We start from the raw sequence: 20,492 nt of genomic DNA, 5'->3' as shown, positions 1-20,492 counted from the left end.
GGAACAATGACAGCGTGGAGAATGTGGGGCGCACAGCTACTGTTTGGTTGGATGAATTTGGTATTGGCTGTACCCAGTATTTATTTACTGTTGGGCATGCCATTAGTGATGCGTCAGCATGGTTGGTCTGGCACTGAAATAGGGTTGTTCCAGTTGGCCGCATTGCCAGCTATTTTTAAGTTGTTGCTGGCTATGCCTGTGCAACGAGTACGACTAGGTACTGCACATTTTGTGAATTGGCTATGGGTGATGGCCGTCTTGCTGTTGGTGTTGTACGTGGGTATAGGCAAGGCCAACCTGATTAATGACCGTGTGTCCCTGTTCGCATTAACCTTTGGCATCAGTATTGTGGCGACTTGGATGGATATTCCATTGAATGCGTTGGCGGTTCAGTACTTACCTCGCGCTGAACAGTTACGAGCAGGCAGCATACGGTCGGCTGCCTTGTTTTTGGGCGCTATCATCGGGGCGGGTGTGATGGTGCTGGTACAGGCTAAGTGGGGGTGGCAAGCACCGTTTGTCATGATGGGTGTGGCGCTGCTACTAGGGTGCATACCCTTTGCATTTTTACGCTCCAAAGCCGGATTGCAGAGCGAGCCAACGACACACGCACCTACAGGCTTCGTGGCTGATTGGGCCAGTTTTTTTGGGCAAGAGGGCGCTAAACAATGGACTAGCCTACTTCTGACTAGCTTTCCATTTATCGGCGCAGTGTGGTTTTACTTAAAGCCCTTGATGCTGGATCAAAACATGCCGTTAGAAGATGTGGCGTGGACAGTAGGGATAGCGGGTGGTATCACCGGAGCCGTATTTAGTTTGCTAGGGGGGCGTCTGGCCTCGTTCTTGGGGGCTGCACGCGCCATTCCTATTTATCTGTTGGCCGCGCTGTTGTCCTTATCACTGTTGACGGCAGCCGTATGGGCAGAGTGGGGGACTACATGGCTGGTGGTGATTGCATTGAGTATTGCTGCCAGTATGGGGGCGGTGTCAGCGCTGCTATTTGGGCTGACGATGTTTTTCACGCGTCGTCAACGCAATGCCTCTGACTATGGCTTGCAATCAACCATTTTTACCCTCGCACGTATGGCGGTCCCTATTATGGCCGGTGTGATCTTAGATCACTTTGGTCACGTAGCCATGCTGAGTGCCTTAACGCTAGGCGTACTGTTTGCGTTCGTGTTGTCATGCCGAGTGCGCCATAGCGTGGGTGTCAGTACAGAGGCCTTATTACGTAACCAGTAATGCGCTAGCCGTTATGCTTCCATCGCTGCAATATTTTTCGCCAAATAGCTAGCCTCAGGCCATTTGGCGAAATGCGTTTTGGCGTATTCCAAGGGGCTGAGTTTGGTTTTATCTAGCCTGACTACTGTGGCGCGTTCTGGGGCTTGAGAGAAATCTAGGCCGTGCCGTTGCAGCAGTTGAATGAGCTCCACGCCATTTTCGTGTAGCGCAGCTAAATGGTACGCCCCTTTTTCTAAGCCTTTTCGGGTGGCGTACATCTCGTCTAGACTGGCCCCGTTTTCAATGAGCATCTGGACGGCGGTAGGGGAGTTTTTGATGATTCCCCAGCACAAAGCAGAGCTCAGATGCGCAGGTTCTACCGGAAATTGCAGAAAGAACTCAATGGCATCGCCATTGTTTTGGCACGCGGCATCGTTCAACAAACTGTAGTTGTCGCGTGAGGTTTGGGTGGCATCACAGCCTTGCTCTACCAAGTAGTTGGCAAAGTCTCTATCCCACGCATAGCACAGCAACTGGCTTAAGGCATTGCGGTTTTGGCAGCCTTTTTTATTGATGTCAGAGCCTTGTTCTATCAAGAATTTGGCCATGCTCAGTTTGCCTGCCGCTATACATGCCAGCATGGCGTTATTGCGTAGGAAATTACCCAGTTCAATGTCTGCACCAGCTTGCAGTAACAGGCGAACGGCTTCTTTGTTTTCATTCAGCGCAGCGGCATGTAATGGCGTGCCGGTTTCTTGCGTACTCTTTTTTAGCTGCGCGGGTTTTACGTTGATCAATCGCTCGTTGATCAAGGCTAGGTCGTTGATGACGCAGGCATACAGTAATGAGTTGTCGTCTGTCATCTTATTTCACACTGCCTATATTTCTGTCAGCCTCAGCACCTTCTAGCATTAGCGTTGTTTCTTCTATGCGTAGAAAACGGCCATCGCTATCTAACTCGCCAAACAAATATACCTCTTGCACCACGGTGGAACCATCGCGCTTAGTCACATAGACGCAGTGTCTATCGGCATAACGATTACCGTCGTGCAGTTCGTCCAGTACCTCAATACGCACTGACTCTACCACTTCGCGCAGTTTACGTATGTGCTGACTGAAAGCAGCATGGTCATCCCAAACACCATTGGTGCGTTGTCGGTAATGTGGGCTGAAGTGGCGATTTATGACGTCTTCTAAAGGCAAATGTTGTTGGTTCAATAATTGGTCTAGCACGGTGTGTATGCTGACAGCGCTCATGATGTTTCCCTATGGGTACAGCAACGTAATGGGGTTGCTTTGTAGTATAAAGGGCGATGCTGGATCTGCAGATAGGTGAGAAGCTACGTGTATGGATATCGCCCTATGAGTATGCATAGAAAATTAGGGCAGAGGTAACCCTAACGTTCTGCCTATCTGTTATAGATAGTGACTGTTGCACGGATATAAAGAGACAATGAAAAAGAATTACGATTTAAAAGATTACCCTGTTCATACCGTAGAAAAACTGCGTTTCCGTGATACGGATTCGCAAGGGCATGTAAATAACGCGGTATATGTCACGTTGATTGAAATGGGTAGGGTAGACATTTTGTTTGATCCTCAATACGGGTTGGACCATGAAAACAGCATGTTCATGTTGGCGCATATTTCCGTGGACTATCTAGCAGAAATCAACTGGCCAGGTTCTGTAGTGATAGGCACCAAGGTGACCCACATCGGCAACAGCTCCTTTACTACCGAGCAGGTGATTTTTTCAGGGGACGTTTGCGCGGCGGTCGCGAAAACAGTGATTGTGTTGGCAGATAAGCAGACACGTCAGAAAAAGTCCTTAACGGACCACGCCAAAACAGCGTTGGCTTCGCTGTATTAAAAGCAATAAATAACGTGGTGACGTATGTGGCTCCGCTCTCATCAAGAGCGATATTGGCATAACAATAAGGGAGCAGCTACAGCGTCGAGGCGGTGGGCGTTATGGTCAAGTTGGTAAAAAAGGTGGTGGAAGTGAAGCTATTTACAAAAATACTGACGATGGGGATGTTGTGTGTGGTGGGCAATGTGCATGCTTCAGCAGTGGATTTTCCTGACTGCGCGGCAATGGCCTATAGCATTGGTGCACCTGTCATTAGCATGATAGAAATTGTGAATCCAGAGGCGACAGAGGGATACTTTAATACACCTCGTGGCGAAGGCCGGTTGTGTATCTGGAAGTTGGATATGGCAGGCAAAGAACTGATCACCGCAAAAGATTATGCCGCCAGCATAGGGTTAATCACGGCCGAGATTAAGCGGGATCCAGCATTGCCAAGCAAAGAAGAAGCTAAGGCAACAGGCGCTGTTCACGATGTGATAGAAGACGTGTTTGGTAATGCATGGGTATGGTTTCCGTACCCCATAGCAGATCTGGAGGATGAACTGGGTGTGCACGCGCCCAAACTGGTGGTTGATAATCTCAGTGTGGAAGTTAGCTCCACTTTTTTTCCTGATATCTTGACTGACGTAGATGTGGCGTGGGCGATCAAGGCGAACAAGCGTCTATACCAACTCTATCTGCAGCAGTTAACAGCGGCTCGCACATGACAACTGTTGTCATCCAGATGTCTTGCAATTATTTTATGCTCCGAGTCGGCATTACGGTGTCGTCGAGCATGGCTCCTGAAGTTCAGCCTGCAGACCAACCGTTAAATTTAGGGTGGGGATTATCCGCGAGTGAGCGTTTATTTCAGCTCTACAATCAGTAATCGATCATCACGCACTTGAAGCAACGGGTTTGGGATAAACTTGTCCCAATGAATAATGAGTGATGACATGACTGACGAAATCTCCACCAGCCAACACGCTAGGGAACAGTTTATAGAGCGTAATGGTCTACAAGCTGAGGCCAGCGGTATGCCGCGTATTGCGGGCCGCTTAATAGGCATTTTTCTGTTGGATGGTGGCCCAATTAGCTTTGCGGAATTGGCCGAGCGCTTGCAGGCCAGTAGGGCAAGTATCAGCACCAACACGCGATTGCTAGAGCGTGTGGGCATCATTGAGCGCGTGTCTGTACGCGGAAAGCGGCAAGATTTTTTCCAGTTGCATAGCAACCCGTTTACCTTGGCTATAGAGCACAGCATACGCGAATCGCTACGTTTTAATGGCTATGTGGATGAGCTGTTAACGCACGGTGATTTACCGGCAGAAGCCACCGCGCGCGTGCAAGCCGCCAAAGACTTTCATATAGAAACTGTGAAAGCACTAGAAGCCTTAAAAACAAAATTGGCGGGAACTGGCTGGGCTTTGCCAGTGGCTTCCTCTCCTTCTTCAACAGAGTCCTAAACGACAGAACCTTTACCGGTCTGCAGGCGTTTCAAGCGGTAGTGCGTGAGACTGGTAGGGCTTGTGTTAGGTGGGGGTGTGGGGTGTAGGGATCTCCCAATACCCAAATAACGCTAATCCCGCCGCTTCAGCCAGCGCAATAGAAGCGTGGTTGTCCGCTTGGCTGCGATATTGCAGCTCGTAGTGGTGTGCCATGGCATAACGGCCCACAGCGCGTAGCAATTGGGTGGCGTGTCCTTGGCCGCGTGCGGTAGTCAGGGTGAATATTCCTATATCTAGGATGGGCGCATTGCACCATGGGTAAATACTGGCTGCACCAACCAGTGTGCCATTTTGTTCTTCCCACACGCCAAAAGCAGCCCAGTCGTCTATAGCCACTTGTGCCATGTCCAAATCGTCATCGCTAGTGTGGTATTCCAATTCGGCAAATAACATGGCATCGTCGGGTGACAGTTGGCGGATAGCGGAGTTTTCTGCTTCGTTAAGCCAAGCCTGCCGGACATCGTTGGGGACGTAATACAGGCAGTCAGCACCGTGCATCACAATACCTAACTCAGCAAGCGCCATACGAATGCGGTCTGCGGTGAGCCCCTCGCTGCTATGCAATACACCGTGGCTATGCAGTGCTTCGGCAATATGTGGCAGTAGGGCAATAGCGGTGTGTGTATTGCTCAGTGTGTGTAGGATTGTTACGCCTTCGTCGGCATCCAACTGAGGATTAATGACGATGCGTAGGTGTTCATCACTGTAGATTGTGCGTCCAACGAAAGGCTCTTGCCAGTATTGATTAATGACATCGGCAAATTGTGCCTGAGTGTGCGCGCTGGGGGCATTGGGATCACGCCATAATTCTGACGTGGCGGATTGCAAATCTGTGGCGGTAGAGGCGCTGTGTGCTGTCGTAGTGGGCAAGGTGATGGCGGAGAGCATAGCGTACAGAGTTTTGTATTTTAATAATAGACTGTTCAGTCTAAACTGAATGAACTAACTAGACAAGTGTTTTTTATACAGTGAGTACAGCGGTGGTAGCAGGGGGTTACCGTATTCCATCCCAAGGGGTGTAAGCGTAGAGCGCGGGCGTTATTTTTTGCCAACGATGATCGATTTGAGAAATTCTCAAAGATGAGCGATGATTGATTTACTGCTCATCAAGCGGTGCATAAAAGTAGCAACGAAAAATCCACAAGTTTTTTCGAAGGCGAGAAAAATATGAGACAAACCCCCGCATTACGGTTGCATGTACCCGAGCCCTCTGGCCGTCCAGGTCATGCTACTGACTTCTCTTATCTGCATTTACAACCTGCTGGTGCAGCAGCAAAACCCCCTTTAGATGTGTCAGCACGCGATACTGTCGATTTAGCGTATGGCTTAGTACGTGTGCTGGATGACGAGGGCGTAGCGGTAGGCCCTTGGGCCACCGAACTTGCGCCAGAGCTGCTGCTCAAAGGCATGCTAGCCATGATCAAAACGCGTGTGTTCGATGCGCGTATGGTCAATGCACAGCGCCAGAAGAAAATGTCTTTCTATACCCAAAGTTTGGGTGAAGAAGCCATTGGTGTGGCCCAGTCTATGGTACTGGCCAAAGGCGATATGTGTTTCCCCTCGTACCGACAACAAAACTTGTTGATCACGCAAGGCGTGTCGTTGGTCGATATGATGTGTCAGCTGTTCTCCAACGAAAAAGACCGTTTGAAAGGTCGTCAGTTACCGGTGTTGTACTCGGTGCGTGACGCAGGTTTTTTCTCGCTGTCAGGCAACCTGGCGACGCAGATGATTCAAGCAGTAGGTTGGGCGATGGCGTCTGCCATCAAAAACGACACCAGCATTGCGTCTGCATGGATTGGTGATGGTGCGACAGCGGCCTCTGACTATCAGACTGCACTAACGTTTGCGCACGTTTACCAGGCCCCAGTGCTGCTTAATGTCGTGAATAATCAGTGGGCGATTTCCTCGTTTCAAGGCATTGCGGGCGGTGAGAATAACACCTTTGCAGCGCGTGGCGTGGGCAGTGGAATTGTGTCTATACGGGCGGATGGTAACGACTTTATCGCGGCATACGAAGTGGCCAAATGGGCGGCCGAGCGTGCTCGTGCCAATCTGGGCCCCACCTTAATTGAATGGGTGACGTATCGTGCAGGCCCGCATTCTACGTCAGACGACCCGAGCAAATACCGGCCTGCTGATGACTGGTCGCATTTCCCGTTAGGGGATCCTATCGCACGCTTAAAACAGTACATGATTAAGCGAGGTATCTGGTCTGATGCAGAGCACGAAGCGGCTGAAAAAGCAGCCTTGGAAGAAGTCATGGCTGCTCAGAAAGAAGCAGAAGCTTTTGGGACCATGGCAAATGAACAGGTCATTAGCGCAGCTAGTATGTTTGAGGACGTGTACGAACATACGCCGTGGCATTTGCAGCATCAGCGTCAACAGGCGGGGGTGTAATCATGGAACAGCACAAACACGAGCACGATCTGGTGGATATGACCATGATCCAAGCATTGCGCTCAGCCATGGACGTCATGTTAGAGCGCGACAATAACGTGGTGGTTTTTGGGCAGGATGTAGGCTATTTCGGTGGCGTATTTCGATGTACAGAAGGCTTGCAGGCCAAGTATGGCAAAACCCGTGTGTTTGATGCACCCATATCTGAAAGCGGCATTGTTGGGGCCGCAGTAGGCATGGGGGCTTATGGTTTGCGCCCTGTAGTAGAAATTCAATTTGCCGATTATTTTTATCCAGCCACCGACCAAATTGTGTCAGAAGCGGCCCGTTTGCGTTATAGGTCGGCGGGCGAATTTACAGCCCCCCTAACCATACGCATGCCGTGCGGGGGCGGGATTTTTGGTGGCCAAACGCACAGTCAGAGCCCAGAGGCTTTCTTTACCCACGTGAGCGGTATACGTACGGTAATGCCTAGCAATCCTTATGATGCCAAAGGATTGTTGATTGCCTCCATTGAAAATAACGATCCTGTTATTTTTCTAGAGCCCAAACGCTTGTATAACGGCCCTTTTGATGGGCATCACGACAGGCCTATCGTGCCGTGGTCCAAGCATGAAAAAGGTAAAGTGCCTGAGGGCTATTACAGTATTCCTTTGGATAAAGCCGCTATTGTGCAACCCGGCGAAGCGCTGACCGTTTTAACCTACGGCACAATGGTACATGTGGCACTAGAGGCGGCGAATGCGGCGGGTATAGATGCTGAAATCCTCGATTTACGCACGTTGTGGCCAGTAGACCTAGACGCCATTACTGAGTCAGTACGTAAAACCGGCCGTTGTGTGATTGTGCATGAAGCCACGCAAACCAGCGGGTTTGGTGCCGAATTGGCAACCTTGGTGCAAGAGCATTGTTTCTACCATTTGGAAGCACCTATAGAGCGTGTGGCGGGGTGGGATGTGCCGTATCCGCATTTGCACGAGTGGCATTATTTCCCTAGCCCTCAACGTGTACACGACGCCTACAAACGCGTATTAGGTAGCTTACCTACCGCCAGACAATGTCACACAGGAGGTCAATAATGGGTATACATGTCATTAAAATGCCAGACATAGGCGAGGGCATTGCAGAAGTTGAGTTGGTGGGTTGGCATGTCAAAGCGGGTGATACCGTGGTCGAAGACCAAATCCTTGCTGATGTGATGACTGATAAAGCCACGGTAGAAGTACCGTCTCCGGTGAGTGGGGTGGTGGTCGCGTTGGGTGGCGAGATAGGCGAAGTGATGGCCGTAGGGTCTGAGCTCATACGCTTAGAAGTGGAAGGTGCGGGCAACGTGAGTGCGACGGCTTCGGCAGCACCAGCACCTGCCAGTGCCGCACAATCGGCAGCGACGGATGCAGCAACTTCGGCGACAGCAGCGGTGACGTCGTCGGCTACGGTGTCTGCGGCAACCACTGCTGCACAGCCGGCAAGTTCAACAACTGCCGTTGCTACAGCGGTTAACACAGCATTGCCTGTGAGCAGCAGTACCCCCAAAACAGCACGTACAGTATCTGCACCCGGTGGTGCGGCGAGACCTACTGGCGCTAAGCCTTTGGCATCGCCAGCCGTGCGCCAACGCGCATGGGAGCTGGGCATTGAGTTGCAATATGTGCCTGCTACCGGGCCTGTTGGGCAGATTACACATCAAGATGTAGATGCCTACATGCAGCAGTCGTCTACGGCTAGTCGTGGTGTACGTGTGCATGGTCAGCCTGTATTGCACGATGACGAGCGTATAGATGACATTCCAGTCATAGGGTTGCGTAGAAAAATCGCTCAAAAAATGCAGGAAGCTAAACGACGCATTCCACACTTCACCTATGTAGAAGAACTGGATGTGACCGAGCTAGAAAACCTACGCGCCAAGCTGAATCACGAGTATGGGGAAGACAAAGGTAAGCTCACATTGTTGCCGTTTATTATGCGGGCGATGGTGATTGCCCTTCGAGAGTTTCCGCAGATGAATGCGCGTTATGACGATGAGGCAGAAATCATCCATCGTTACGGTGCCGTACACATGGGGGTCGCCACGCAAACTGAAACGGGGTTGATGGTGCCAGTGGTGCGCCATGCGGATCAGTTGGATTTGTGGCAGGCTTCGCAGGAAACCGTCCGGTTAGCACGAGTGGCCAGAGAAGGGCGTGCAGCGCGTGACGAGCTATCGGGTTCTACCATTACGCTGACTAGCTTGGGGCCGTTGGGCGGCATAATGGCTACCCCTGTTATTAACCACCCCGAGGTGGCGATTGTGGGTGTGAACCGCATCGTAGAGCGTCCGGTTATTAAAGATGGTGCAGTAGTGGCACGAAAAATGATGAACTTGTCGTCATCCTTTGATCACCGAGTGGTAGATGGTATGGATGCGGCACAGTTCATTCAACGCATACGTGCTTTGTTAGAGTGCCCGGCGCTGTTGTTTGTGGAGGCAGTATGACGCTACAAAAAAGCACGACATTACTGATTGTTGGCGGTGGCCCAGGCGGTTATGTGGCAGCCTTACGTGCGGCACAGCAGGGGATTGCTACCGTGCTGGTGGAAGGCGGTGGTGTAGGGGGGACGTGCTTGAATGTAGGGTGTATCCCTTCTAAGGCATTGATTCATGCATCGTCCGAGTTTCATCTAGCCACCCGTTATGCTCAAACGGCGTCGCCATTGGGTATTAGTGTAGCAACGCCCAACATTGATCTGGCCAAAACGGTGGCTTGGAAAGATGCCATGGTGAGTAAGCTTACGTCGGGTGTAAATGGGCTGCTGCGCAAAGCGGGTGTACAGCTGATTCAGGGGTGGGCTCGTATTCTGGATGGCAAAACCGTAGAAATCGAGCACACCGAAGGCATTATGCGCATGCAATGCGAGCACTTGATGTTGGCAACGGGCTCACAAGCTGTGGCACTACCGCATTTGCCGTTTGGTGGTGACGTGCTGTCGTCCACTCAAGCATTGTCTTTGACGCAGGTTCCTAAACGTTTTGCAGTGATTGGCGCAGGGTATATAGGCTTGGAGTTGGGAATGGCCTACGCGCGCTTGGGTAGCGCGGTCACTATCGTTGAAGCCAGCGATAGAGTGTTGCCCGGCTACGATGCAGAACTGGTGAAACCCGTAGAGGCTAGCCTCAAGGCGTTGGGTGTGCAGTTGCAGTTGTCGTGCTCGGTAAAAGGGTTTGAGGCAAAAACCACTACCTTAAGTTGGGAAGGGGCAGACGGTGTAGCAGGCAGTGGGCAGTTTGATAAGGTGTTAGTGGCGGTAGGTAGGCACCCATTTACCAAGGGCTTTGGGCTAGAGAGTCTGCAGTTGGCGATGAATGGCAATGCCATACGCGTAGACGATCAATGCCGAACATCTATGCATCAGGTGTGGGCGATTGGTGATGTCACGGGCGAGCCTATGTTGGCACATAGAGCAATGGCTCAGGCCGAAGTGGCCGTGGATGTGATTGCAGGCAAGAAGCGCCACTTTATGCCTGCCAGTATTCCTGCGGTATGTTTTACCGATCCAGAGATCGTCACGGCGGGTGTGACGCCAGAGCAGGCAGCGGCTTCAGGCATGGATTGCATCACCGGCATTTTCCACCTTGCAGCGAACGGTAGGGCAATGACCATGGAGGCCTCGGCAGGGTTTGTGCGCGTGGTGGCGCGGCGCGACAATCACGCCATTGTAGGCTGGCAGGCTGTGGGGGAGGGGGTGGCTGAGTTGGTCAGTACCTTTGGCCTATCGCTAGAAATGCAAAGCCGCCTAGAAGATATAGCAGGCACCATACATGCGCACCCTTCGTTGGGCGAAGCCTTACAAGAGGCAGCGTTTCACGCGTTGGGTCGTGGCTTGCACCGGTAACAACAGAGGGGCTTGCCCCTCTGCCTAGCATCAGCAATTAGTACAGTTTGCCACCCAGTGGTACTGCTTTGTCTGGCGTGCACAGCACCACACGGCCTTGCTCATCCGGAAAACCCGTGACCAAGCATTCAGACATAATGGGGCCTATTTGTTTGGGTGGGAAATTCACCACTGCCACTACCTGTTTACCTACCAACTCGTCTAGCGTGTAGAGGTCTGTGATTTGCGCACTAGACTTACGTTGTCCAATTTCAGGGCCAAAATCCACCACCAGTTTATAAGCAGGTCGACGTGCTTCGGGAAAAGGGTCGGCTTGAATAATGCGGCCTACGCGCAGTTCTACTTTCTCAAAATCATCCCAAGTAATGGTGTTCATGCCGGTGGGCTCCAAGGGTAAAAACAGCGCTAAGGCTGTCAGCAGTAAAAGAATAAAGAGGGGTTGCTGTAAGAGATACAGCAGTTAGGTATCAGTACGTGATTACGCGTTCTCTAACAGGGCAGCAGCGATGGCTCTGGCTTGTGCTGAGCAGGCACTATGGCCTTCTAAGCCTGCACGTACCATGGCACCTTCCAGTAGGAAGGCGAGGTGCTGTGCCAACGCAGCGCTACGTTCAGGCTGTTCTGGTAATAGCTCAGCCACATGCTGCTGCAATAAGGCCTCTACGTCTTCTTTGTGGGCTCGTACAGCCAGTCTGGCAGTGTCTCCAGCCGGAAATTCTGCGGCAGCATTTAACAGGCCGCAGCCTCTAAAGCCTCGTTCATACGCATCGTCAGCATGATCGGTGTACGCATCAAAAACCGCCAAGACGCGTTCAGTTGGGGTGGTGGCTTGCTGTAGGCGTTGGGCATAGAGCGACAACCATTCGGCATGGCGGCTTTCTATGTACGCCGCGATGAGATCAGACTTTGACGCAAAATTGTTGTAGAGACTTTTCTTGGCGACATCGGCTTTTTTGACGATGCTATCAATGCCGGTAGCAGCAATCCCATTGTTATAAAACAAGGTGGCAGCAGCATGTAGCAGTTTGTCGCGTGCGCTTTCTTTTTTGGCCCTAGTAGGTGTACTCATCATCACAAACATAAAAAGTAGGTAGACCAGTATACCTATTTTGTTCGTGTCACGCTATGCTGAGTTCAGCCGTCAGAAGGCCGAGTAGGGTATGTACTTTGGGTTGCAATTGCCTGCCTTGGCGCGTGATTTGCAGGTGTCTGTTGCGATGGCGGGGCAGTTGGTGACCTTATTTGCTTTCACGGTAATGCTGTGTGGGCCATTGCTAACGGCATGGTTATCACACGTAGAGCGCAAACGATTATTTGTGGTGATTTTGTTGGTGTTTGCTGCAGCGAATGCGTTGGCGGCCATGGCGACATCAATATGGGTGTTAGCCATTGCCAGGTTTATCCCCGCATTGGTGTTACCTGTGTTTTGGGGCACAGCAAGTGAAACTGCAGCCCAAATTGTAGGGCCTCAAAAAGCCGGACTGGCCGTATCGCGTGTGTACCTAGGTATTTCGGCGGCGTTGTTGTTCGGTATCCCGCTAGGTACTGTAGCGGCGATACAGTTTGGGTGGCGTAGCACCTTTGGGTTGTTGTCTGGATTATCGCTGATCATGGCAATTGCCTTAGCGGCTTTCATGCCTAGGGTGGCACAACCCACTAGAGTGCGAATGGCAGAGCAATTACGTATCCTGCATGACAAACGATTTCTGTTGCAGATTCTGTTGTCGGTGCTCGTGTTTACGGCGATGTTTACGGCCTATACCTATTTGGCCGACTTTTTGGAAACCGTAGCGGGGGTTAAGGCTACCCATGTAGGGTGGTGGTTAATGGGCTTTGGGGCAGTAGGGTTGGGAGGGAACTGGTTAGGTGGGCGTTATGTAGATCGCAACCCGCTGGGCGCCACCATCGTGTGTGTGGTCGTGCTAGGGCTAGGGATGTTAAGCAGCGTGTCTATGGTGTCTTCCTACACAGGGTTAGCGGGAGCACTGGCCATATGGGGCATTGCCTACACCGCATTATTTCCTATTTGTCAGGTGAGGGTGATGAAGGCGGCATCCCATGCGCAAGCCTTGGCGGGCACCTTTAATGTTTCTGCTGCAAATGCTGGTACGGGGTTAGGGGCAATGCTAGGTGGGCTCGTGATCCCTACTTTTGGGGTACAACATATTACCTACGTAGCCGCAGGGGTTGCGCTGGTAGCGGTGCTACTCGCAATCAGTATGATAAAACGCTGATCACAATCTGCTACTAAGTAAGGAAGTCAGTGCTTTACAATGGCTGCACAGTCAGGAGTAGAGCGCGTTACCGCTATGCTGCTGTCTTTCTTTCATACTGCGATTGCTACCATTCTTATGCAAACCCTTGTACGTACCTTACTGGCCTTGATTAGTGCTGTAGCCCTCAGTGTCGTGGTGGCCGGATTGTTTTTACCCGTGGCGAGCGTGTTACAGGGAGCAGAGTTTACGTGTTTGAGTGAGGGCATTACAGAATGCGTGTCGTGGATCCCAATGAGTGCCGTGTTGTATGGGCCGCTGTTCGCGATAGTTGGTGCGGTAGTGGGGACACCGCTGTTGCTAATGCTGTGGGCATGGCGTGGGTGGTGACAGCGTCAATGGGGCAGCTACTTACTGTAAGGCTAGACGCTATAGCACGATGAAGGGGATAGCCCCCTAAGCGGCAGTGGTTACGACCACCTATAAAAAAAGTCCGTATGAATACCCATACGGACTTTTTTGTGGGTGCTGACGTTGCAGCGTGTATGACTTAGAGCTGTTTGGTTTGTTCGCTTTCAACCACCATGTCCAGAATATCTACGTATTTGGACGCATCAGCGGGCACGTTTTGGCGTGTGTAACGGTTGATGCGCAAGACATTACGAATACCGGGTTGGTGGTCGTAGCCTTGAATATCACCGTAGTAATAGCCCCAGTCACCCGTTTTGGTTTTTAGGCCATTGTTGTCATACGTGATTTCACGCACTTTCAAACACTGGTAGTTCGGGATCATGGCGTGCGAGCATGCTTCGCGCTGCGGCGCTACTTCCAAGAAAATACGCTCAGGCTCACCGCCGTAAAGCGTTTCAGGAGTAGGTTCGCCTTGCATCAGCCATTTGGTGCCATCAGCAAAGGTTAGTGTCAGTGTAGGGTTGGCATCGTTAGCATTGATTGCCCATTGGCTAACCGTAGGTAAACGTTGACCAACTTCATGCTCAAAACTCATGAGTTTTTGGTCCGAGCACATTTTCATGGTGGAAGCAGGGTTGCTAACGGAAATATGTGAGCCGTTAACGTTGTAGCCGCCATTCATTAAATTACATAGACCTTCTACCGAAACTTGGTTGTCCGCAAAGTGCAGCACAATGGGTGTGCCGTTAATGCCAGCAGGGGCCGCTTGCGGTTTCTGGCCTTTGGCCGCTACGGATTCCAAAGCCCAGTTATATGCTTGAAGTGTCGTTTCGGTGTTCATCGAGGATTGCTGTGCAGAGCTAGTGTTAGCAGAAGGGGAGCTAGAGCATGCTGCCAAACCCATCAAGGCAACAAAACCAGCTGTTAGCGCAAATTTTTTCTTCATAGTCTTTCCTTATTCAGCGAGGCAAAGCGAGATTTTCGCGAAACGTAGACTTGCATTGTCAGTCCATAGGCCGCTGATGGCAAGTTTGCTTAACGATCTCTTACATTACCAACTAGAGAGATTGGCTCTGCTAGTGGTGATAGAAAGCAGAGAAGTGAAAACAATATGGCTACTCTATATAGAGGGGAGCGTAAAAATCGCTCCCCTTTGTTTTTTGGCCTAGGCCTTAGGCAGACGGTGATGCACGGTATTTAGAGCACTTTGCAGCCAGCAGGCAGTTCTGCATGTTTCACATAGCGCCGTATCTCGTCCGCCAATGCCGTAGCGGCTGGAGTCGGGGCATGATCTTGGGGGAACATCAAACACAAGGTACGCACCAGCTTGGGCGATCGCAATAATGAAAATGACAGGCCGGGAACCAGCACGCGTTGTGCCGCTAGCGAGGGCATCAGGGCAATGGCTAAACCGCTTTGTACGATGGCCGCCTGCGAGGTAGTACTAGAGGCCTCGTAGAAAGGAGCCGAGACCTCTATAGGTAGGTCGGGTCTCGATTGCAGCACGGCCATAATACCGGTTTCATCAATCACGCCCACGAGTTTACGATTTTGCAGCGTTTTCCAACTGACGCTGTTACGTGCATCGGGGTGTATATGGCTGTCATCGGTACGGTAGAGCACGCCGAATTGATCTTCCAATAGAGGCTCGCTTTCTAAACCATGCATATCCGCCCATCGACTGGTTAAGCCAAAATCGACTTCACCTGCTACAACTTGACGCTGGATAGGCCCCGAGTTGGCATCGCGTAAGTACAAACGCACGCCAGGGTAGTGTTCTGAAAACACAGCAGCAGCTGGTGCAATCAAATCGGTGATGGCAGAAGGAGCAGCCGATACGCTGACACGCCCGCTTTTCAAGGCTCCGTAGCGCATCACGTCATCGATAGCACCATCGAAATCCGCCAAAAGACGTGTAATTCTAGGTAAAAATTCTTTGCCAATAGGGGAAAGTACTACCCTGCGGCTTGTGCGTATAAAAAGGGGGGTTTCTAGGGCGGCTTCTAGCTGTTGAATCAGCCCCGTAACCGACGACTGAGTCTGGTATAAACGGCGCGCCGCCCGTGTGAAACTCGCCTCTTGGGCAACGGCCACAAAGGCATTCAAGTGCTTTAGCGTGATGTGTTTAGGAAGTCTATTCATCTCAATTTGTGATTGATCGATTAACTTAAACAATTTTTCATATCAATAATCCTTTTGGATAATACGCCAAACTCCCGTTATTTGGGGAGGTCTCAGGAGTAAAGAATGCAACAGGACGACCGCCGGTTAGACGTCAAAATCGCAAATGGCTGGATTATTGATGGAACCGCTACCCCACGCCAACAAGGCGATGTAGGTATTCGTGCCGGGCGTGTAGTGGCTCTAGGTGATTTGAGTGACTGGACAGCTGACACCACAATTGATGCTACTGCAAAAGTCGTAGCACCTGGGTTTATTGATACACATGGCCACGATGATTTGATGTTTATCGAGAAGCCCGCGCTAGATTGGAAAACCAGCCAAGGTATTACCTCGGTAGTGGTAGGTAATTGCGGCGTGAGTGCGTTTCCTGCGCCGCTGCCAGGTAACCATGCTGCGGCGTTGGCCCTGTTGGGGGATTCCCCGCTGTTTGACAGCATGACGGACTACACACAAGCCGTACAAAAACTCAGCCCTATGATCAACGTAGCCGCATTGGTAGGTCATGCCAATTTGCGTATGGCGGTGATGGCTGATCCTATGGCTACGCCCACAGAAGAAGAACAACAAGCCATGGAGCGTTTGCTGGATAACGCCTTGAGCAATGGTGCAGTAGGTTTCAGTACCGGTTTGGCGTATGAGCCTGGTTGTATGGCTCAGCCTAGTGAGTTGGAAGGCTTGGCGGCAGTGGCGGCTAAACATGGTTCGTTGCATACCAGCCATATTCGTAATGAAGGCGATACCGTAGAAGAGTCGGTTGAAGAGGTATTGTCGGTAGGCCGAGACAGCCAGTGTGCCACGCTGGTGTCCCACCATAAATGCATGTTGCCTGCTAACTGGGGGCGTAGTCGCCACACGCTGGCGAACATTGACCGCGCACGTGCCGAAGGCATGGAAGCCACGTTGGATATCTACCCGTACTCGGGCAGTTCCACCATTTTGATTCCTGAGCGCGCCCACACTATTGATCGTATTCGTATCACCTGGTCTGAACCTCACCCTGAATGCAATGGCATGGACTTGTCCGACGTTGCAGAACAGTGGGGATGTGACCGCGAAACGGCTGCCCGTAAATTGCTGCCCGCCGGTGCCATCTATTTTGCAATGGATGAGGCCGAAGTACACCGCATTTTCAGTCACCCATGCTGCATGGTGGGTTCTGACGGTTTACCAGCAGATGCGCAGCCGCACCCACGATTGTGGGGGAGCTTTACACGCATTTTAGGACCGTATGTGCGTGAAGCTGGATTGATGCCGTTGGAGCAAGCTGTCGCCAAAATGACAGCCTTACCCGCATCGGTATTTGGCCTGAAAGACCGTGGCGTACTTCAAAAGGGTGCGTGGGCCGATGTGGTGATTTTCGATCCGGAAACCGTCACAGACTGCGCAACCTGGGAGCAGCCAACACTGCCTTCAGAGGGTGTGGAAGCTGTATTTGTGAATGGCGTACAGGTATTTCCTCAGGCGCCAGCACAGCGACCTGGTCAGGTGTTGAACCGGGCCTTTGCCGCCAAAGCAAAAAGTGTGGAACAAGGCAGTTCATCGCCATCGTTCTAATTTCATTATCTAGTCATGATCTGTGATGTTTTTACACGCGTGATCATGACTGTCAGCATCACAATAGGAACGGTACAGATTAACAAGCCGCTCCCGAAGGACAGTTAAGGAGACCCCATGACCTTCACGCAACAACCCACTGGCAAGCGCAATGCCGCGATGCTGGTGTACATACTGGGGCTAGCAATAGCTCTGTACACACACTTCTACATGCCTGGTGAGACTTCCTTGTGGGGTTTGACACCAGTAGTCGTGTTTGCTGTCATCGCTTTGCTGGGCGTTGATATCGTATTGGCGACCATCGGTGCGATTGTGCTGGGCGCTATCATGACCAGTACCACGCCTATCGCGATGGGTAAATTGCTGGCTGACTCACTGGGCTCTTTTATTGCCGTAGTGGGTTTGATCATTGTTTTGGGTGCCGGTGTAGGTGAAGTGGCAGCCAGAACAGGTGCAGCAGAACAGTTGGTGCGCGCTATTGTGAAGCGCATCGGTTTGTCTAACCCTGTACGTGTACGTTTGGGGATCATGGTCGCGTCTACGCTGATCTGTGGTGCCTTGGGTACGTTGGCGGGTGGTAACGCGATTATTGCTGCGGTGGTGATCCCTATCGCTGCGGCGGTGCGTTTGTCCCCACCTGCTGTAGCCGCATTGTTCCAGAGCGCAGGTTCTGCTGGTCTGGTGTTGGGACCATTTACGCCTAACGTTGTGACCGTAACGGGTTTGACAGGCTTGAGCTACGGTGACTACCTAATGGTTGCTGGTTTGCCTATGGCAGCGGCTACCTTGCTGACCGGTTGGTTCATGTCTGGTCGTATCCAGAAAATGACAGCAGACGACTTCCAATACGAAGAAGCAGCACAAGGTGCAGCCGCTTTTGATATCAATGCAAAAGCCTCTCCTAAAGCGGTTCGCGCAGCATGGGGTTTCTGCTTGACCATCATCACATTGGCTGTAGTGGGTGTGTTGGCTAAAGCAGGTTTTGCGTTTGCGATTATCGTGATGGTGTCGTTGGGGGCAGTAACCGGTTTGGCCGGCGGCTTGAACCCACGTGAAATTTTGGAAGCCATGTACAAAGGTGCAGGCAAGCTGATCTGGATTTTCTTCCTATTCTGGCTGTTCAACCCTGTGTTGGTGCTGGTAGATCAGTTGAATGCGTACCACGCGTTGTTGGATGCGGTGCAACCGTACCTGATCGGTGTGAGTGGTGCTGCACTATGTATGATTATTGTGGGCTTTAACGTGATTGGTCACATTCCTGGTGCTGCAGTAGCCCAGATGACATTCACTGCCAAAATCTTTGGCCCAGTGTTGGCAGCAGCCGGCGTAGGCCCAGCAGCTACTACTGCGGTGATTTTGGGTAGTTCTCAGATTGACTGGTTTGGTCCTTTCCCATCGTCTGACATGTTTGGTCAGATGGGCTTGGCACGATCCACACAACTTAAATACATGCTCTATAACGGTTGGGCAGTCATGGCGATCAACTTGTTGATGTTCGCTGGCTTGTTCATGATTCTAGAGTAAGAAGCGAGGCGTAACGATGTTTACTTTGGGTAGCGAAACACTGGATGTGCAGGAAGTACGTCTGCAACTAGAGAGTAGCCTGACACCATTGTTGGAAAAAGAGCCTGCACGCATTTCTATGGCGGTGCGGACTCTGGATGGCGTTAGCCTGTTTGATTGGCATGTACAGCGCGCGATGCCGTCTGCCAGCTTAATCAAGGTACCCATGTTGCTTTGTTTGCTGGAAGAAGTGGCCAAAGGGCGTGTGAGCTTGGACGATGTACGGGCATTGCCTGACAGCAATCGTGCAGGTGGTACAGGCATTTTGAGCCAATTGCCTGGCGTGCAGGCGTTAAGCCTGCGCGAACTGGCGCACTTGATGATTGTGCTGAGCGATAACGTCGCTACCAACGCCCTGATCGATGTTTTGGGTATGGATCGCATTAATCAATGGTGCCGACAAGCTGGCTTGGCGTACACCGAGCTGCAACGTCACATGATGGATGCGCAAGCTCGTGCGCAAGGCAAAGACAACTGGACCAGTGCGGCAGATGCATGTACGACCTTGTTGTACTTGCTGCAGTCGCCTGTGTTGCCAGAGGCCCTGCGTCAGGAAGGGTTGCAAATGTTGGCCGATCAGCGCGAGCGCGGTCACTTTGCGGCTATATTGCCTGCCGACGTAGAGCTGGCCCATAAAACAGGCTCTTTGCCTGGCTTGCGTCACGACGCTGGCATCATGACCGTAGGCAAACGTAGCGTGGTATTGGCTGTGTTGGCTGATGGTTTTACGGATGCGCGCACTAGCTCCACTTTGTATGGTGGTGAAGGCGCAGCAGTGCTGTCTACATTAGCCGCAACCGTGGCTGACGTGCTCAGAGCCTGAGCAGATAAGTAGTAATGATGAATTACCCGGCTTGTGGGTTGAGCCGGGTCTACAGATAAGGAATAGCCATGACAACAACACGCGTCGCACTGGTTCAGGTCGATAGTGGACGAGATCGTGAGGCCAATCTGGTTGAGCTAGAGCGTTGGGTGCTAGCGGCAGCCAACGATGGTGCCAAGTTGATCATTACACCGGAGTACAGCGATGTGCGCGGTGACAAAGAGTGGGTGAGTGCACAGGCAACACCTATTCCTGGCATGGTCACAGAACGTTTCGCCGCATTGGCACGCCAAACGGGTGCGTGGATACAGTTGGGTTCTATGCACGAAAAAGGTGCAGATGGCCAACGTCTAGGCAACACCAGTGTGGTGTTTTCGCCAGATGGCAGCATTGCTGCTACCTACCGAAAAATGCACTTGTATGACGCTGTGGTGAATGGCGTGACGTATCGCGAGTCGGACGAGTTCTGTCACGGTGAGCATCTGCAAAACGTACAAATCGGGGATCTGAATTTAGGGTTGAGTATTTGCTACGACATGCGTTTTGCAGAGCTTTTCCGTACGCTTCGTGCGCGCGGTGCAAACGTGTTGGTGGTTCCTGCTGCCTTCAATGTACATACTGGTAGAGATCATTGGGAAGTGTTGTTGCGTGCCCGAGCGATCGAGAATCAGTGTTACGTATTGGCAGCAGCGCAAATAGGTGGGCCCGGCCCAGCCATGCCGTGTTTAGGCCGCAGCATGATTATTGATCCTTGGGGCACCGTTCTCGCATGTATGCCAGATCAGTCCGGTTATATCTGTGCAGACATTGATCCTGCACGTGTGGCTCGGATGCGTGAATCGTTGCCTGCTTGGGATCATCGCCGTGGTGATTTGTACCCAATTCAGCAGTAAACA

General features: G+C 51.6%; 21 protein-coding genes. 14 read left to right on the top strand and 7 right to left on the bottom strand.

The window, feature by feature from the left end; genetic code table 11:
* Positions 1-6: 6 nt before the first annotated feature.
* A complete protein-coding gene (locus ACLPHM_RS04605) occupies positions 7-1,242 on the top strand; it encodes an MFS transporter (protein WP_430220088.1) in 1,236 nt (411 codons plus the stop codon).
* 11 nt (positions 1,243-1,253) lie between these two features.
* Here the strand turns inward: ACLPHM_RS04605 and ACLPHM_RS04600 are convergent, their stop codons facing one another.
* Positions 1,254-2,084 (bottom strand): ankyrin repeat domain-containing protein, encoded by an 831-nt coding sequence (locus ACLPHM_RS04600; protein ID WP_430220087.1) that lies wholly within the window; start codon positions 2,082-2,084, stop codon positions 1,254-1,256.
* Between the two features lies 1 nt (position 2,085).
* Positions 2,086-2,478, bottom strand: a complete 393-nt coding sequence (locus ACLPHM_RS04595) for a nuclear transport factor 2 family protein (RefSeq protein WP_430220086.1) — start codon at positions 2,476-2,478, stop codon at positions 2,086-2,088.
* 196 nt (positions 2,479-2,674) lie between these two features.
* Between ACLPHM_RS04595 and ACLPHM_RS04590 the strand changes: the two genes are divergently transcribed.
* The 3 genes from ACLPHM_RS04590 to ACLPHM_RS04580 all read left to right on the top strand — a co-directional run bounded on the left by ACLPHM_RS04590 (position 2,675) and on the right by ACLPHM_RS04580 (position 4,536).
* The gene (locus ACLPHM_RS04590; protein ID WP_430220085.1) at positions 2,675-3,091 is read left to right on the top strand and encodes an acyl-CoA thioesterase; all 417 of its coding nucleotides are present in this window, start codon (positions 2,675-2,677) and stop codon (positions 3,089-3,091) included.
* 101 nt (positions 3,092-3,192) lie between these two features.
* Complete coding sequence (locus ACLPHM_RS04585; protein WP_430220084.1) at positions 3,193-3,798, top strand: hypothetical protein; 606 nt, start codon at positions 3,193-3,195, stop codon at positions 3,796-3,798.
* Positions 3,799-4,026: 228 nt separating this feature from the next.
* Positions 4,027-4,536 (top strand): GbsR/MarR family transcriptional regulator, encoded by a 510-nt coding sequence (locus ACLPHM_RS04580; protein ID WP_430220083.1) that lies wholly within the window; start codon positions 4,027-4,029, stop codon positions 4,534-4,536.
* A 66-nt stretch (positions 4,537-4,602) separates the two neighbouring features.
* On the opposite strand, the gene ACLPHM_RS04575 is transcribed toward ACLPHM_RS04580, so the two are convergent.
* Positions 4,603-5,466, bottom strand: coding sequence for a GNAT family N-acetyltransferase (locus ACLPHM_RS04575; RefSeq protein ID WP_430220082.1), 864 nt, complete (start codon positions 5,464-5,466; stop codon positions 4,603-4,605).
* Between the two features lie 279 nt (positions 5,467-5,745).
* On the opposite strand from ACLPHM_RS04575, the gene ACLPHM_RS04570 reads away from it, so the two are divergent.
* The 4 genes from ACLPHM_RS04570 to lpdA are packed head-to-tail and all read left to right on the top strand — an operon-like array spanning position 5,746 to position 10,848.
* Entirely contained in the window at positions 5,746-6,978 is a 1,233-nt protein-coding gene (locus ACLPHM_RS04570; protein WP_430220081.1) for a 3-methyl-2-oxobutanoate dehydrogenase (2-methylpropanoyl-transferring) subunit alpha, read from the top strand.
* A 38-nt stretch (positions 6,979-7,016) separates the two neighbouring features.
* The gene (locus ACLPHM_RS04565) at positions 7,017-8,057 is read left to right on the top strand and encodes an alpha-ketoacid dehydrogenase subunit beta (RefSeq protein WP_430220748.1); all 1,041 of its coding nucleotides are present in this window, start codon (positions 7,017-7,019) and stop codon (positions 8,055-8,057) included.
* Complete coding sequence (locus ACLPHM_RS04560; RefSeq protein ID WP_430220080.1) at positions 8,057-9,451, top strand: dihydrolipoamide acetyltransferase family protein; 1,395 nt, start codon at positions 8,057-8,059, stop codon at positions 9,449-9,451. Before ACLPHM_RS04565 ends, ACLPHM_RS04560 begins: the two co-directional genes overlap by 1 nt.
* Positions 9,448-10,848: a dihydrolipoyl dehydrogenase gene (lpdA, locus tag ACLPHM_RS04555; protein WP_430220079.1), complete on the top strand. Its 1,401-nt coding sequence runs from the start codon at positions 9,448-9,450 to the stop codon at positions 10,846-10,848. Before ACLPHM_RS04560 ends, lpdA begins: the two co-directional genes overlap by 4 nt.
* A gap of 37 nt (positions 10,849-10,885) precedes the next feature.
* On the opposite strand, the gene ACLPHM_RS04550 is transcribed toward lpdA, so the two are convergent.
* Both ACLPHM_RS04550 and ACLPHM_RS04545 read right to left on the bottom strand, forming a co-directional pair.
* Positions 10,886-11,224, bottom strand: a complete 339-nt coding sequence (locus ACLPHM_RS04550; protein ID WP_430220078.1) for a tRNA-binding protein — start codon at positions 11,222-11,224, stop codon at positions 10,886-10,888.
* Positions 11,225-11,326: 102 nt separating this feature from the next.
* Positions 11,327-11,920 (bottom strand): TetR/AcrR family transcriptional regulator, encoded by a 594-nt coding sequence (locus ACLPHM_RS04545; RefSeq protein WP_430220077.1) that lies wholly within the window; start codon positions 11,918-11,920, stop codon positions 11,327-11,329.
* Positions 11,921-12,008: 88 nt separating this feature from the next.
* Here ACLPHM_RS04545 and ACLPHM_RS04540 point away from each other — a divergent pair, with 88 nt between their 5' ends.
* Positions 12,009-13,082: an MFS transporter gene (locus tag ACLPHM_RS04540; protein WP_430220076.1), complete on the top strand. Its 1,074-nt coding sequence runs from the start codon at positions 12,009-12,011 to the stop codon at positions 13,080-13,082.
* A 39-nt stretch (positions 13,083-13,121) separates the two neighbouring features.
* Positions 13,122-13,451 (top strand): hypothetical protein, encoded by a 330-nt coding sequence (locus ACLPHM_RS04535; RefSeq protein WP_430220075.1) that lies wholly within the window; start codon positions 13,122-13,124, stop codon positions 13,449-13,451.
* Between the two features lie 160 nt (positions 13,452-13,611).
* Here the strand turns inward: ACLPHM_RS04535 and ACLPHM_RS04530 are convergent, their stop codons facing one another.
* Both ACLPHM_RS04530 and ACLPHM_RS04525 read right to left on the bottom strand, forming a co-directional pair.
* On the bottom strand, positions 13,612-14,418 hold the full coding sequence (locus ACLPHM_RS04530) for an META domain-containing protein (RefSeq protein ID WP_430220074.1): 807 nt from the start codon (positions 14,416-14,418) through the stop codon (positions 13,612-13,614).
* Between the two features lie 251 nt (positions 14,419-14,669).
* Entirely contained in the window at positions 14,670-15,614 is a 945-nt protein-coding gene (locus ACLPHM_RS04525) for a LysR family transcriptional regulator (RefSeq protein ID WP_430220073.1), read from the bottom strand.
* Positions 15,615-15,719: 105 nt separating this feature from the next.
* Between ACLPHM_RS04525 and ACLPHM_RS04520 the strand changes: the two genes are divergently transcribed.
* From ACLPHM_RS04520 to ACLPHM_RS04505, 4 genes are all read left to right on the top strand, one after another.
* On the top strand, positions 15,720-17,210 hold the full coding sequence (locus ACLPHM_RS04520; RefSeq protein ID WP_430220072.1) for an N-acyl-D-amino-acid deacylase family protein: 1,491 nt from the start codon (positions 15,720-15,722) through the stop codon (positions 17,208-17,210).
* Between the two features lie 117 nt (positions 17,211-17,327).
* Positions 17,328-18,734, top strand: a complete 1,407-nt coding sequence (locus tag ACLPHM_RS04515; RefSeq protein WP_430220071.1) for a gluconate:proton symporter — start codon at positions 17,328-17,330, stop codon at positions 18,732-18,734.
* A 16-nt stretch (positions 18,735-18,750) separates the two neighbouring features.
* Positions 18,751-19,596: a serine hydrolase gene (locus tag ACLPHM_RS04510; protein WP_430220070.1), complete on the top strand. Its 846-nt coding sequence runs from the start codon at positions 18,751-18,753 to the stop codon at positions 19,594-19,596.
* Between the two features lie 68 nt (positions 19,597-19,664).
* Positions 19,665-20,489, top strand: coding sequence for a carbon-nitrogen hydrolase family protein (locus ACLPHM_RS04505; protein WP_430220069.1), 825 nt, complete (start codon positions 19,665-19,667; stop codon positions 20,487-20,489).
* Positions 20,490-20,492: the final 3 nt, after the last annotated feature.

The sequence above is a fragment of the Paenalcaligenes sp. Me131 genome, assembly GCF_050487225.1.
In the GTDB taxonomy this organism is placed as follows: Bacteria; Pseudomonadota; Gammaproteobacteria; order Burkholderiales; family Burkholderiaceae_B; genus Paenalcaligenes.
This window is presented reverse-complemented; position numbering and strand designations above follow the sequence as displayed.